Raw genomic sequence first — 14,904 nt, 5'->3', positions numbered from 1 at the left:
CTTCTGCTGTCATTCTAAGCAGCGCGAGTAATCTGAAGTTGCCTACTTTGCGGGCAGCAGTTCAGATTGCCCGCGCTGCTTTTTTGTGCTCACGCAAAGTCTGCTTTACAGCCCACAATAGAGTTTCTGCTACAAGCAGTCAATGCAAATAGCGCTGTTTTACTAGGTCGCTTGAGGGGTCAAACCCTGCCGGGTAAAGTCTGATGTAGCTTCTTTTTGGTTTGCCGTGAACCGCTGCCGCTGTGCTTTTCCTGCCATCTTGCGGCGATACTTTTTAGCAAAAACTGGTTCCCACTGCTACCCCCTCCTTTACGATGAACCGTTGCCTACTCTCAATGCTAGGCTTACTGCTGGCTACGGGTTGCAAGAAAGAAAAAACGGAGCTAGAGCGCCTGCCTTCCGCCACGCAAGAGGGCAAGAACACGGCGGGTTTCCTGCTTGATGGCAAGGCGTGGATGCCTGAAGCTAGTGACCTTATTGGCTCCGGTTCAGCAACAGGTGCACAGTGGTACCGTACGATTGCTGGTCGTACTCTGCGCCTTGGCTTCAGCCGTGCTAGCGACGGTACCTCAGCAGGGATATTCATTCCACATATTACACAAACAGGAAATTATCGGCTGCAAGAATCTGCTAGCATCGGCTTATTCGATAATAATCCGGTCTACGTTGGTTTTCAAATGACTAAAAGTTTGGCTCTCCCACGCTTTTATTTCACAGGTCCATTTGCCACGGGTACGCTAGTCATCACACGATTTGATACAGTGGCCCGCGTGGTAGCTGGCACTTTCAATGCAACAGTGCAGGAAGAGACTGGTACGGAAACCCATGAACTCACCCAAGGTCGCTTTGATTTACGGTTTTAACGCCTCTCATTTAATGCACGCATTGTATCAGGCACTTTTACCTTCACGGGCCGCACCGATGAGGGCAGCACCGTGCAAGTCAGTGAAAGCTGCTTCTACCACAATGAAACCATACTTCATTCCCCTACTGAGCCTGTTGCTGACTACCGGTTGTAAGAAAGAAAAAACGGAGCTAGAGCGCCTGCCTTCCGCCACGCAAGAGGGCAAGAACACGGCGGGTTTCCTGCTCGATGTTAAGGCGTGGATTCCAGAATGGAATTCCAGTTACTCAACCAATAGCCCAGTAGACGCCTCATGGAAAAAGACCAAAGTGGGACGCACGTTACGCCTTGGCTTTTCTCGCTTGAATGACAGAGAACGTTTGGATATGGATTTCTTTATACCTGATGTACAGAAAGCTGGGACTTATTCATTCAATCAACAAGCCAATCTCATTCTGGGCGACCTTAATCCATCATATGCTATGTATGTCATCCAAAGACCAGTCCCCCTTCGGGCTTTTTATACAGGTCCATCCGCCACCGGCACATTAATTATTAGCCGCTTTGATACAATGGCTCATATAGTTGCTGGTACATTCAATTTAACAGTCCAGGAAGAGACTAGTACGGAAACCCACCAACTGACCCAAGGTCGTTTTGATCTCACCTTCTAATCATATCTGCTTCTCAAGCTTATGCCATACGTGTACCGCTTACTTCTGATTTGCAGCTTTTTCTTACCTACATTATTGCAAGCTCAGCAGCTTCGTTCTTCGTCGTCAGCTGTTGTATCACCGAGTCACTATACTGCAGTAATCGATAGCTTCAGCGCGGCCCTCGACAAAACGCTAATTACATCCGGTATCTCTTTCTGATTGGTCCCCGCCGGTTCACTAGGCAAGCCCTGCACCCCAACTGGAGCCGGGCGCTTTGCTTTTCAGGGGTTTATGGCCCAAGCTTTGATTCCGGGCAAATTCGCCCCAACTTGCTTGTCTACCCTGCGCTGGCAGTAACTGCTGGCTAAGCCTGTTAGAACTTCTAACTTCTTTGGCACAAAATCGTGACCGGAGGTGTTCGGCTTGTTCTAGCTTCATCAACCAAACCACCCCGCATGATTGCCTACGTCGACGGTAAACTCGCTTATAAAGACCCCACCCAAGCCATTCTCGATGTAAGCGGCATTGGCTATGAAGTCCGGATTTCCCTGGCCACCTACTCCAAGCTTCCGGCCGATGGTGAGAAAGCCAAGCTCTATACTTACCAGCATATCAAAGAGGATGGCCAGACACTTTACGGCTTCCTCGACCCGAACGAAAAGGCGTTGTTCATGCAGCTAATTTCGGTGTCAGGCATTGGGCCGGGCACGGGCATCGTGATGGTGTCGTCGATGTCGGTGGGCGAAATCCGGCAGGCCATTGTGCAGGAAGATGTACGCTCCATCCAGAGCATCAAAGGTGTAGGCCCCAAAACGGCCCAGCGCGTGATTCTGGAGCTGAAAGACAAGCTGCGCAAAGAGGAGCTGATGGCCAAAGCCGGAATTGATACCGTACCGCTGGCCAAAGCACACAATACCAACCGCTCCGAAGCGTTAGCCGCTCTGGTAACGCTAGGCTTTGCGCGCGCTGCGGCCGAGAAAGCTCTCGACCAGATTCAGCACAAGCATGGCAACGACCTGAGCATAGAGGAATTGATTAAATTCGCTCTTAAGTCTCATTAGAAGCTGTTGGCTACCAGATGGTAGTTAGGAGCTTTTTTTGCTGCCGCCGGCCTCTTACATAAGAGCCGGCAGAAGTACCTTAATAGCTCCAGGTCCGCTAGCTTCTTATTCCTCCTTTCCCGACGGTTATTGACGCTTGAATACCAGTAAGAAGTCCCTGGCTGCCTCTCTGGTAGCTGTTGTATCGTTGGTGGCGTGGTGGTCGCAGGCTATGCCGGCGGGCAGCGAGGCGGCGCCATTTGCTATGCGCCAGCTGTGGGCCGGTTGGCTGCCAGCAGGAGCCGACGTCTCGCGCTTTCCCTTCGCGTTTGCCCCCGATACCCCCCTTACCGATACTACCCGTTACCGGCCCAGCCGCCGCCCCCGCGTAGCCCCTTCTGACCGCCTCGGCACGCCCCTCTCGCCGCAGCGTCGCCGCTCGCCGCTGGTGCTGCCGCTGCCTTCTAACGTGCAGTTGGAAGTGCAGCCCGATGACAGCCTCCAGAACTTTGACATCCGGGAGCGGCTAGGCCCCGAGCTGGACTACCGCGACCCTAGCCGGATGTCGTTTGAGGAGTACTCCCGCTGGCAGCAGCAGCAGGCCGTGCGCAACTATTTCCGCCAGCGCTCCGCCGGCGGCATTGCCGGCGACTCCAACTCGGCCGCCAGCCGGCGGGTTATCCCCAAAATCTACCTAGGCCCCATGGCCGACCGTATTTTCGGGGGTAGCTACGTGGATATTCGGCCCCAGGGCTCTGTGACCTTGCGCATGGGCTACCGCGGTAACCGCAACGAAAATCCAACCCTCACGCTGCGTCAGCAGCGCGTCGGCGACTTCCAGTACGACCAGAACCTCAACCTGAACCTTACGGGCCAGATTGGCGAGAAGCTCAAGCTGACCTTTAACTACGATACCCGCGCGGCCTTCGATTTCGAGAACAACATGAAGCTCGATTACACGGGCTACGAAACCGATATCATCCGCAAAGTGGAGCTGGGCAATGTGTCGTTGCCGCTGAACAACTCCTTAATCACAGGCGGTCAGAACCTGTTTGGTATCAAAACCCAGCTGCAGTTTGGGCGCCTAGGCATTACGGCGGTGGCAAGTACCCTGCGCGGCCAGGCCGATGAAGTACGCATTCAGAATGGCGGCCAGAGCCGGCAGTTTGAGCTGAAAGCCAGCCAGTACGAGCGAGACCGGCACTACTTCCTCTCCCAGGCCTTCCGCGACCGGTACGATGCGGCACTTCGCAACCTGCCCACGGTGCAAAGCGGCGTCGAGATTACCTACCTGGAAGTATACGTCACGAACGACAACCGCCAGAGCGACAACCTGCGCAACGTAGTAACCCTAATGGACGTGGCCGAACCCCGCCGCGTGTACCGCCGTCAGTTTCTGTCTGGGGCAGGCTCCAACCCCAACGCCCTAGCCGATAACGCCGCCAATACACTGTTTGGGCAGGTGCTGGCTGGGGGCGGTGCCGCACGCGGCGAGCTTACCACCGATAACTACCTGAATGGCCTGGGCCTAGCCAAAAACGCGGATTATGAGCACATTCGAGCCCGTAAGCTCGACCCGCGCGAGTACACCTACAATGCCCAGCTCGGCTACCTCTCCCTGAACACCCAACTGCTGCCTGAGCAGGTACTGGGGGTAGCGTATCAGTACATCTACAACGGCAAAACCTACCAGGTAGGCGAGCTAACCAAGGATTACGCCAGCGTTAATCAGGACCAGGTGATTTTCCTGAAGATGCTGAAGGCCACCAATCCCGGCGTAGGGCTGGCCAACCCCGCAGAGAACCCCGCCAACGAAAATCTGCAGACGCGCAACCTGCCCACCTGGGATTTGATGATGAAAAACATCTATCCCCTGAACGCCTCGCAGCTTAACCGCGACAATTTCAACCTGCAGCTCATCTACAAAGATGACGTGACGGGCGTCGATCTGATTTCATTGAAGGAGGGTGCGCGCATTGCCAACCGCCCCCTGATTGAGGTGCTCAACCTCGACAACGTAAACCCCAACAACGACCGCAACCCCGACGGCAACTTTGACTTCTTCCCCGGCATCACCATCGATACCGAGTTAGGCAAGGTCATTTTCCCGCAGGTTCAGCCCTTCGGCAACTACCTGGCCGCGCAGTTTGATACTGCTACATCTACCACCGAGCGAGACCTAGCGCGCAAGTACGTGTACCGCGAGCTGTACAATCAGGTGCAGAGCGACGCCCAACAGCGTCAGGAAAAAGACAAGTTCTTCTTGCGCGGGCGCTTTCAGGCCACCACTACCGATGAAATCAGCCTGCCCGGTATTGGTATTGCGGAAGGCTCGGTGCGGGTACGCGCCGGTAGCACGTTGCTTCAGGAAGGCGTTGATTACCAGGTATTCTATGACCAGGCCCGGGTAAAAATCTTAAACCCGAGCTACCTCAACTCAGCTAATGAGCTGCGGGTAGAGTTCGAGAAAAACGCCCTAGTGCAAGTGCAGCCGCGTAAGCTGTTAGGGGCTCGCTTTGATTACCGCGTGTCGCCGGACATCAACTTTGGCGCCACGGTACTGCACCTGCGCGAAAACCAAGCGCCGGGCATCAACCGCGTCAACATCGGCGACGAGCCCATTAACAACACGCTCTACGGCTTCGACCTGAACATGCGCCGCGACTCGCGGGCCCTAACCAAGTACCTGGACATGCTGCCGCTGCTTTCCACGAAAGAGCCTTCATCGGTAGCGTTTAGTGCGGAGTTTGCCCAGTTGCTCCCAGGCCAATCGAAGCTTGGCACTAAGAACAGCGGCGGCGAAAATGGCGTCTCGTACCTCGATGACTTCGAGAATGCGCGCACGCCCTACACCCTAGGGGGCATTAACTCGGCAACCACTTGGCGGCTGGCTTCTACTCCGCAGCCGCTAATTGGTACGGCCCAGGATTTGGAAGTGGGCTTTAATCGCGCTAAGCTGGCCTGGTACACCATTGACCAGACGTATTACACGAACGGCCAGAGCAAGCCCGGCAACATTGGGAACAACGACCTCAAAAACCACTATGTGCGCGGCATCAAGCGCACGGAGGTATTCCCGAACCGCGACGTAGGTACCACCGGCAACTCCTTTGAGTCGACGCTGGACCTAGCGTATTTTCCCGATGAGCGGGGTCAGTACAACTATACGCCCAACGTAAACCCGAGCCAACCCAAGCGGTTTGCTAGCACTACCCGGCCCGACAACCTCGCGCGCTACGGTGGTATTTCGCGCGAAATCACCTTCGATACCGACTTCGACAACGCCAACGTCGAGTTTCTGGAATTCTGGATGATGGACCCGTTTATCACCACCGACAACGGCCGCGTGACAGACTCCGACGGGCACCAGGATAACAACCGCACCGGCGGCGAGCTATACATCAACCTGGGCTCGGTTTCAGAGGATGTCCTGAAGGACAACAACCGCTACGAGTTCGAGAACGGCCTGCCAACTGACCCGGCTGATATTGCGCTGGAGACGACTCCCACGCCCTACGGCCGGGCTTCGCGCCAGCCTTTTCTCACCGATGCGTTCAGTGCCACTTCCGGCGCCCGTACCCGCCAGGATGTTGGTCTCGATGGCGTAACGGATAATGAGGAAAAGACGCTGCCCACCATTGCACCCGTGTACCAGACGGTGCCGGACCCAGCTGCCGATAACTTCCGCCACCACCTCGACCCCAGCTACGACCAGGCCGATGCCAAAGTACTAGCCCGTTACAAGGACTTTAACGGTATGGAGGGCAACTCGCCTGAGGGCAGCCAGCTCAGCTCCACGGCCTTCCCCGACAAGGAAGACCTGAACCGCGACAACGTGCTTTCCGATACGGAGCGCTACTACGAGTACCGCATGCAGCTGCGCCCTGGCCAGATGGAAGTGGGCCAGAACTTCATCGTGGATAAAATCACGAACCGCAACAACGACACGGGTGGAGAGGAAGTAACCTGGTACCAGTTTCGGATTCCGGTGCGCCAGCCCACGGGGGTAGTAGGCGTGCCGCCTGGCCAAGATTTCGGCTTCAAGTCGATTCGCTTTCTGCGCATGTACCTCACGCAGTGGGAGCAGCCCGTGGTGCTGCGCATGGTGCAGCCGCAGTTTGTGGCCAACCAGTGGCGCCGCTTCCTAACCAAGATTGCCGACCCAACGCAGCCCGTCATCAACCCCGATACCGACGCCGACGCCTTTAACATTTCTACGGTTAGCATTGAGGAAAACGGCCCAGCTTCGGTAGTGGGCACCGATGCTATTCCGTATGTACTGCCGCCCGATATCCGCCGCGACCGAGAGTATGGCTCCAGCACCGTAAACCGCCAGCAGAACGAGCAAAGCCTTCGCCTGGTGGTGGAAGGCCTGCGCGACGGTTTTGCCAAGGCCGCCTACAAAAACATCAACCTGAGCATGCTGCGCTACAAGCGCCTGCGCATGTTTATGCACGCCGAAAGCGACGACCGCACGGTACAGAACGGCCAGCTGCGCGGCTTCGTCCGCATTGGCACTGACTATACCCAGAACTACTACGAGTACTCCAAGCCCCTGGTGCTGACCCGCGTGGGGCAGAGCCGTGAGGAGGAAGTGTGGCCCGTGGAAAACCGTATTGACCTGGCATTGCAGGCGTTTATTGATGCCAAAGCCCAGCGCAACGCCCAAGCCACCAGTGGAATTGACTATGCTCGGCCTTATATCGTGACGCTGCCCGACGGCTCTACCATTACGATAGTGGGCAACCCCGACCTCTCGGCGGTGCAAGGCGCTATGATTGGCATTTTGAACCCACGCGACGATGGCGCTAACAAAAACCTCACACTGTGGGCCGATGAGTTGCGCGTGCTCGATTTCGACAACGAAAGCGGGTGGGCTGCTACGGCTCGCTTCAACACCAAACTGGCCGATGTGGCCAACATTACGGCTACCGGCAGCTATGTAACCACCGGCTTTGGCGGCTTGCAGGACAAAGCTCAGCAACGCTCCCTCGACAATGTAGCCCGCGGCGACCTGAACGCTACCGTGGCCGCCGATAAGTTTTTCCCGGAGAAGCTGGGCTTGCGCGTGCCCGTGCTGGTGCAGGCCGGGGTGGAGTCGAGAGCTCCGAAATACGACCCGCTCAATCCCGATACCGAGCTTACCCAATCACTGGAGAAGTTCCGGACCTCGGAAGAGCGCGCCGCGTACCGCAAGGAGGTGATTGACCAAACCAGCCAGCGCAGCATTTCGGTGCTTAATGTGCGCAAGGAACGCACCAATACCGAGAAGAAAGTACGGCCCTACGATATCGAGAACTTTGCCGTAAGCTACTCACTCACGGAGCGCCTGCACACCGATATCCGCACCGACCGCGACTACACCCGCACCTATACCGGCGCCTTAGCCTACGTGTACCAGACAACCCCAAAGAGCTACACGCCACTGGCCAAGGTGAAGGCCTTTGACTCGCCGTACCTGAAGATGCTGCAGGAAGTGAACTTCACTCCCCTGCCCTCGCGGTTTAGCTTCCGGGCCGACCTAGACCGGCGCTACAACGAACGGTTCCTGCAGCGCACTCTGGAGCCCGGCCAGGTACCTACCACCGAAGGCATTCCGGGTGTGTTCCAGAAGTCGTTCTTCTTCAACCGTATTTATGATTTGCGCTGGGACCTAACCAAAGCACTAGCCCTCGACTACACGGCAACCAACCGCGCCGTGGTAGATGAAGGCATTGGCCGCAGCATCGGCGACACGGACGAGGCCCGGCGCAACCGCGAGCAGCTTCGCGACAACCTGTTCCGCCGGGGCGGCCGCACCACCAACTTTAACCAAACCGTAGCGCTTACCTACCGCCTGCCCCTCGACAAGTTTCCGCTCACCGACTGGATTTCGGCTGATGTGCGGTACGCAGCTAACTACAGCTGGCAGGCGGCTTCTACGGCGCTGCGGGCGCCTACTAACCCCGGTAACCCCGCTGACACCACCACGGCTCCGCTGGATTTGGGCAACACCATTCAGAACAACGGCGAGTTCAGTGGTAACGGCCGCATTGACTTGGTGAAGCTGTATAACAAGGTTCGCTTCCTCAACATCATCAACAACGCGCCCGCTCCGCAAGCCCGCGCTACCGCCCCCACCACGCCGGGCGTACCCGGTGCTCCGGGCGCGGCCACTACCCCTGCCGACACGGCGAAGGGTCCGGAGCTGCGCGTGCTGAAAGCCGTGCTCCGGTCTTTGATGACGGCCCGCTCCATCAACTTTACCTACACCCGCTCAAACGGCACGCTCCTACCCGGCTACCTGCCCGGCACCCGCTTCTTTGGGCTGAACAGTGATTTTGATGCGCCGGGTATTCCCTTCATCGTGGGCAGGCAGTATGACCTAGACAACCTATTTCAGCGGGCCTACAGCCGCGGCTGGTACACCGACAGCAGCCAGTACCTGAACACGCCGCTTAGCTCATTGCTGACGGAGGCGCTGACGTTGCGGACCTCTCTGGAACCCTTCCGAGACTTTATTATTCAGTTGGACGCTCGGCGCAACCTAGTCCGGAACCGGGAGGTGTTTTACCGCCTGTTGCTGGATGAACAGAAGCTGACGCCGATTTCGAATGTACCAACGGCTAGCAATGCGCTGGGCTCGGGTACGTTCAGCACTTCGTTTATCTCCATCCAAACGTTGTTTGGCGACTTAGGAAGCCAGGGCGAAACCTCAAAAGCGTTTGACCGCTTCCTTAGCAACCGCGTGGTAGTGCGCGAGCGGCTGGCGCGGGCCAACCAGAACACCGACCAGAACGGCAACCTCGGCACATACAGCTACAACTCGCAGGATGTCTTGCTGCCGGCTTTCCTGGATGCGTACCGCGGTAAGTCGTCGGATGGGTACCAGGCCAAGCGCTTCAATCCGTTCTCGTTCCTGCCCATCCCGAACTGGCGCATCGATTACAACGGCCTGGCCGAGCTGCCGCTGGTGCAGCGGTATTTCCGCTCGTTCACGCTGAACCACGCTTACGCCTCTACTTACAACATCAACGGGTACACCACCGCCGCTGACTACATTCGGGAGCCGGAACAGCTGCCGGACATCACGAACAGCAACGGACAGTACATTCCGTACTACCTCATCGGGCAGGTGACGATTGCCGAGCGGTTGGCGCCCCTGATTGGCGTTAACTTCCAGACGACGGGCAAGCTAACCGGCCGCCTGGAGTACCGCATCGACCGGAACCTGGGCCTGAACACCAACAACGCACAGGTAACCGAACTGCACTCCACGGAGATGGTAGTAGGCGTGGGCTTTGCCACCAACCGCCTTAAGCTGCCGTTCCGGGTGGGCGGCGAGCAGCGGATACTGCGCAATGAACTCACGGCCCGCCTCGACCTAAGCATCCGCGACAATTTCACGATACAACGCACCATTCTGGATGTGGTAGAACCTACTGCTACGAGCACTGGCGACCCAGGCCGTTCTTCGAGCCAGGTTACCAACGGCACCCGCCAAGTACAGCTGCGCCCAACTGTAGATTATGTGCTGAACCAGCGCCTGAACCTACAGTTCTTCTTCACTCAGAACATTACGGCGCCGCGCGTACAGAATGCGTTCCGTAACACCGCTACCGAGGGCGGCATTCAGTTGCGCTACAGCTTGTCGCAATAAGTACTAGGCCCGAAAAGGTAACAAAGTGGGCGGGGGAGTTTGCTGTTTTACTAGCCCTAGTAAAACAGCAAACTCCCCCGCCCACTTTGTTACCTTTTCCCTTTTTAACCTGTACTTTTGGTCCGGCGCCCCGGCGCGCCTTCTTTCATTGTTACCCAAACCGCACCCTCATGAATCTGCCCGCTAGCCTGAAGTACACCAAAGAGCACGAATGGATCCGGATTGAAGGCGACGTTGCTTTCATCGGCATTACTGACCACGCTCAGAAGGAACTTGGCGACATCGTATATGTGGACATTGACACCCTCGATAAAGAGGTAGCTCAAAACGAAGTATTCGGCACGGTGGAGGCTGTGAAAACGGTTTCGGACCTGTTCAGCCCCATCACTGGCACCGTACTGGAAGTAAACGAGCAGCTTGATGGCAGCCCGGAGCTGGTAAACTCTGACCCCTACGGCGATGGCTGGATGGTGAAGATTTCCATCTCGAACCCTGCTGAGCTGGAGGGCCTCCTGAACTCAGAAGCTTACGGCGAACTGGTAGGCGCGTAAGCGGCCCTACCCTTGTTTTACTGGCCGTGCTAACTACCGCGCCGCCCCCGACCCGTCGCCGAGCACTAGTGGCTCTGCCGCTGGCGTGGGCGGCGCTGGTGTTTGCCCTGACCCTGACCCCGGCGCGTTCCATGCCCGAAACGCCGCACTGGGAACTATTGTCGTTTGACACCGGCGCGCATGCTTTTGTCTTTTTGGTGCAGTCGGTCCTGACGGTTTTCTCGGCCCGGCGTCAACGTTGGTTTCCGGCGTTGCAGGCGAATGCGTTCCGAGTTGTGCTGGTGTTTACGCTTATAATGGGCACCGGCATTGAGGTGTTGCAGATGTGGATGGACCTAGGCCGCAACGGTGAATGGTCGGACATCATCAGTGATGCCATTGGTGCCGTGGGTGGGTTGCTGCTGATGTGGGGCCTGCGGCGCTTCTGGCAATGAGGTGGCACCGGAGGGCTATGCACCGGCAATTTCGCCTCTTAGCCTGGGCTAGCCTGGGGTGGTTGACGGCCGTACCGAGCCTAGCGCAGGACCTGCCTCGCGTGCGAAGCACGATTGCTACACTGGCTTCGCCAGCCTTCCAGGGCCGAGGGTACGTGCGCGGCGGCGACCAGAAAGCGGCCCGTTACCTGGAGCAGCGCTTCCGCAAAATTGGACTTCAGCCGCTTGGCTCCGGTTTTCGGCAGCTCTTTCCGCTTACCGTTAACACCTTCCCGGGCGCGCTTAAACTCCGATTGAATCGGGCCCTATTTCCGTTTCCGTTGCTGAGCAACCAGCGTCGCCTCCGTCCTGGCCTCGATTTCATTGCGGCTCCCGACTGTGGCCCAGGCCGGCTAGGCATCGGTCGAACCCTAGCCTATTTGGATAGTACGCTCCTAACTGATGCCGCCGCCCAGCAACGCTTCCTGCGTTTCACCAGCTTTCCAGGCACGGTAGTAGTCTCGGCGCGCACTAAAACTCAGTTGGCTCAGTACCCGCCTGAAATCCGCAAGCGTCTCGATTCGGCTGCGGCGGTAATTACGCTGGTCCCGAAACTGACCGCTTCCTTATCTTCCAGCCAAAGCCGACAGATACGACTGGAGGCGCTGCCGCATCCGTGGCTAACCGGGGTTAATAATGCTGGGAGCCCGCCTGCTGCTACGGCCAAGCTGCGGGTAGATGCTGAACTGAAAACCGCGTACTCCACGCAAAACCTGATAGGGTACCTGCCGGGACGCATCCAACCCGACTCATTTCTGGTGGTTTCCGCACATTACGACCACCTCGGCAGCCAGGGCAAGCACGCCCTGTTTCCCGGCGCCAACGATAATGCCAGTGGCGTGGCTATGCTGCTGGAGCTAGCCGCCCATTATGCCCGCCCCGAAAACCGCCCCGCGTATTCCGTAGCATTCATTGCTTTTGGAGCCGAAGAAGCTGGACTGCTAGGCTCGAAATATTTTGTGGAGCACCCCCTAGTGCCACTGAGCCAAATTCGGTTTCTGCTGAACCTTGATTTACTGGGCACTGGGCAAGACGGCATTACCGTGGTTAATGGCCGGGTTTTCGAGCCGCAGTTTCGGCAGATCAGCCAACTTAATGCGGCGGGCAACTACGTTCCTTCAGTCGCGGCCCGCGGCCGCGCGGCCAACTCCGACCATTACTTTTTTTCGGAGCGCGGCGTGCCGGCCTTTTTTGTCTATACCCGTGGCGGAATCAGTGCCTACCACGATGTGCATGACAAAGCCGAAACGCTACCCTTAACAGTCTTTTCCAACGTCTTCCAACTCCTGCGCGACTTCCTGAATCAGCAGGGAGCACGGTAGCCTACTGGTCTATCCTACCAAGTAGTGTGAACTGTTGACATGAGAAACGCCTTGCTTCTCCTCCTGCTCTGCCTGAGATACCTATGCAGTCATGCAAACTTGACGATGCATATGTCCTAGGCATCGCAACAAGGCAAACTATGGCGGCCTGCGCGCCCAGGTTTTATACTTAACCTCCTACCATTGCAACACCCATAAACTGCAGGTAGTCATCACTTCTTTCATTAGATGAGTATTCAACACGAAAAAGCCTGCACATGCTAGCGTGGCTAGGATGTGCAGGCTTTTCTATATCTACCGCGGTTAGGCCCGGGGCAGAGGTATTTTTCTAGCTGTTGGCTTTGAACGAAGCCATGATCTGCTTGGCTACGTTTTCCCACTCGGGCTTCTGACGGTCAGCGCAGGTGAAGGTGCACATGAGAAGTTTGCCTTCCACGTCGGTGAAGAAAATGAGGTTATATACCTCATGGCCCAACTCAGGCTTCATCAGCTCCATGTAGCCAACCTTGCGGCCGTTCACTTCTTTCACGCCGTGGTTGAACCACTTCGCTTCTTTGAACTGCTTGGCGTAGGTCTTGTAGAAGTTATCCGAGTACATCTCGATCATGTCCTGATCGGCGGTGTTGTCGGTGTACGAGAAGGCAATGCTGGCCTCCTTGCTGTTGGTATAGATTACGCTCGGACGGCTCTGGGCTTTAGCGTAGTTAAAGTCCATTTGCTGTTCGCTCATCACCTCAAACCCTTTGGGAATGAGAATTTCCACCCGCTCGCTCAACACGCGCTTTTTTATCAGCTCCACTTCAGCGAAGGGACGGGCAGCCATCAGCAAAAGCATCAGGCAGAAAACAGGGGCAGCGAGTAAGACTTTTTTCATAAGTATGGATTGAAAAAAGGTGGATATCAAAAGCAAACTGTGGTCCGCAGAGTGAAAAGCCGCTCTGTTTGGATAACACAATTTACGTACAAAATTAGCAGATGCAAGTATTTTACAAAATAATAGTTCCACTTCAGGTAAAAGCCAGAACTATTCAACGCTCAAAAACATCAAATACAGCCTTTAAACAAGGTTTTTAGGCAATATAGATTTTTTTTATCAAACCAAGTCATACCTGAAAAATCCCAATTATATATTGGGAATAGTCAATAGTTAATGCTAGCGGCAAAGTTCTATTTACAGCCGCAAAAACCAGGCATTCTATAGACCGTGGTACTTACAGAATGTTATTGATTTGTTCCTTGATTTTTTCAAGCTCCTCCTTCATGCCCACCACTAGGTGTTGCACGGTAGAGTCGTTGGCCTTAGAACCGATGGTGTTGATTTCGCGGCCTATTTCCTGCGATATGAAGGCTAATTTCTTACCTGTGGGCTCAGGTAGCCCTACGGTCTCGGTGAAATAGTGTAAATGATTGACCAAGCGCACTTTTTCCTCGGCGATGTCTAGCTTCTCGATGTAGAAAAGAATCTCCTGCTCGAAGCGAATGGCGTTGAAATGCTCGCTGCCCGTAATGTCGGCCATGTGGGTTTGCAGGCGTTGGCGCACGAGCTCAATGCGGGTGGGGTCGTAGCGCTCTACCTCAGCCAGCTGAATCCGGATGCGGTCAATGTAGCCCAGAATTTCGCTGGTAAGCGCCTGTCCTTCGTCGCGGCGGAACTGGTGTACCCGGTCGAGGGCTTCCTGAAGCAGCGGTAGCAGCTCTTCCCAGGGCGTTTCTTCCTCTTCTTCCGTCGCGGCGGTGGCATCAGTGGGGATACGCATGGCACCGGGCAAGGCGTGCGCAATGGCCGTCAGCTGCTCCAGGGATAAGCCCACTACCCTGCTCAGCTCCAACAACTCATGGCTGGCCACCCGCAGGGCTTCGGTATTCACAATGGAACCTTGGGCACCAGTAGCGCGCGGGCGTACAAAGTCCAGATTCAGGTTCACCTTGCCCCGAATCAGGCTTTTGGTCACCAGATTGCGGATTTCCAGCTCCCGGTCTTGCAGGAAACGGGGCAGGCGCAAACTCAGATCAAGCGTTTTGGAGTTGAGCGACTTGATTTCGATGGTTGCGGAATAGCGGTCGGTTTCGCGGTGAGCGATACCGTAGCCGGTCATGGACTGGAGCATGGTAGAAAGGGGCAAATGGAACTCAAAAATAAGGATTACTCGGGCAGGGAGCAGTGTACGGCGTAAGTTGCTAGGCAGCCAAACAGCCGGAACTTGCTGCTTTTCTACAGCACCCCACACATGCCAGGTGAGGTTAGCAGCTTTGTGGCACCGTTGGCGGCCGGGCATACACCCAGTGCTAGCTCTCTCAACTGAGCAAAGCCAGCAATGCGTGCCTATTACTAGGTGCAGCCGCAAAACACAGACTGATAGCTACAATATTACGATTCAA

At 56.1% G+C, this 14,904-nt stretch carries 9 protein-coding genes; 7 read left to right on the top strand and 2 right to left on the bottom strand.

Annotation, left to right across the window (positions count from 1 at the left end):
• Positions 1-314: 314 nt before the first annotated feature.
• The 7 genes from ACYVHC_RS10640 to ACYVHC_RS10610 all read left to right on the top strand — a co-directional run bounded on the left by ACYVHC_RS10640 (position 315) and on the right by ACYVHC_RS10610 (position 12,525).
• Positions 315-863, top strand: a complete 549-nt coding sequence (locus tag ACYVHC_RS10640) for a Riean_0653 family protein (RefSeq protein ID WP_460613704.1) — start codon at positions 315-317, stop codon at positions 861-863.
• Between the two features lie 103 nt (positions 864-966).
• Positions 967-1,518: a Riean_0653 family protein gene (locus ACYVHC_RS10635; protein ID WP_460613703.1), complete on the top strand. Its 552-nt coding sequence runs from the start codon at positions 967-969 to the stop codon at positions 1,516-1,518.
• A gap of 437 nt (positions 1,519-1,955) precedes the next feature.
• Positions 1,956-2,561, top strand: a complete 606-nt coding sequence (gene ruvA / locus ACYVHC_RS10630; RefSeq protein WP_460613702.1) for a Holliday junction branch migration protein RuvA — start codon at positions 1,956-1,958, stop codon at positions 2,559-2,561.
• A 136-nt stretch (positions 2,562-2,697) separates the two neighbouring features.
• Positions 2,698-10,179 carry a cell surface protein SprA gene (sov, locus tag ACYVHC_RS10625; protein WP_460613701.1) on the top strand — a complete coding sequence of 2,494 codons (7,482 nt, stop codon included), beginning with the start codon at positions 2,698-2,700 and terminating at the stop codon, positions 10,177-10,179.
• Between the two features lie 170 nt (positions 10,180-10,349).
• Positions 10,350-10,730: a glycine cleavage system protein H gene (gcvH, locus tag ACYVHC_RS10620; protein ID WP_460613700.1), complete on the top strand. Its 381-nt coding sequence runs from the start codon at positions 10,350-10,352 to the stop codon at positions 10,728-10,730.
• 26 nt (positions 10,731-10,756) lie between these two features.
• Positions 10,757-11,164: a VanZ family protein gene (locus ACYVHC_RS10615; RefSeq protein ID WP_460613699.1), complete on the top strand. Its 408-nt coding sequence runs from the start codon at positions 10,757-10,759 to the stop codon at positions 11,162-11,164.
• A gap of 17 nt (positions 11,165-11,181) precedes the next feature.
• The gene (locus ACYVHC_RS10610; protein ID WP_460613698.1) at positions 11,182-12,525 is read left to right on the top strand and encodes a M28 family metallopeptidase; all 1,344 of its coding nucleotides are present in this window, start codon (positions 11,182-11,184) and stop codon (positions 12,523-12,525) included.
• 328 nt (positions 12,526-12,853) lie between these two features.
• Here ACYVHC_RS10610 and ACYVHC_RS10605 read toward each other — a convergent pair whose 3' ends face one another.
• Positions 12,854-13,399, bottom strand: a complete 546-nt coding sequence (locus ACYVHC_RS10605) for a hypothetical protein (protein WP_460613697.1) — start codon at positions 13,397-13,399, stop codon at positions 12,854-12,856.
• Positions 13,400-13,736: 337 nt separating this feature from the next.
• Positions 13,737-14,648: a YicC/YloC family endoribonuclease gene (locus tag ACYVHC_RS10600; protein ID WP_460613696.1), complete on the bottom strand. Its 912-nt coding sequence runs from the start codon at positions 14,646-14,648 to the stop codon at positions 13,737-13,739.
• Positions 14,649-14,904: the final 256 nt, after the last annotated feature.

It is taken from the genome of Hymenobacter seoulensis, assembly GCF_054780535.1.
This window is presented reverse-complemented; position numbering and strand designations above follow the sequence as displayed.

What these genes read in the sequence shown, in the direction of transcription:
- ACYVHC_RS10640 (WP_460613704.1), top strand. Translation starts at nt 315, where the DNA reads ATGAACCGTTGCCTACTCTCAATGCTAGGCTTACTGCTGGCTACGGGT.
- ACYVHC_RS10635 (WP_460613703.1), top strand. Translation starts at nt 967, where the DNA reads ATGAAACCATACTTCATTCCCCTACTGAGCCTGTTGCTGACTACCGGT.
- ruvA (WP_460613702.1), top strand. Translation starts at nt 1,956, where the DNA reads ATGATTGCCTACGTCGACGGTAAACTCGCTTATAAAGACCCCACCCAA.
- gcvH (WP_460613700.1), top strand. Translation starts at nt 10,350, where the DNA reads ATGAATCTGCCCGCTAGCCTGAAGTACACCAAAGAGCACGAATGGATC.
- ACYVHC_RS10610 (WP_460613698.1), top strand. Translation starts at nt 11,182, where the DNA reads ATGCACCGGCAATTTCGCCTCTTAGCCTGGGCTAGCCTGGGGTGGTTG.
- ACYVHC_RS10605 (WP_460613697.1), bottom strand. Translation starts at nt 13,399, where the DNA reads ATGAAAAAAGTCTTACTCGCTGCCCCTGTTTTCTGCCTGATGCTTTTG.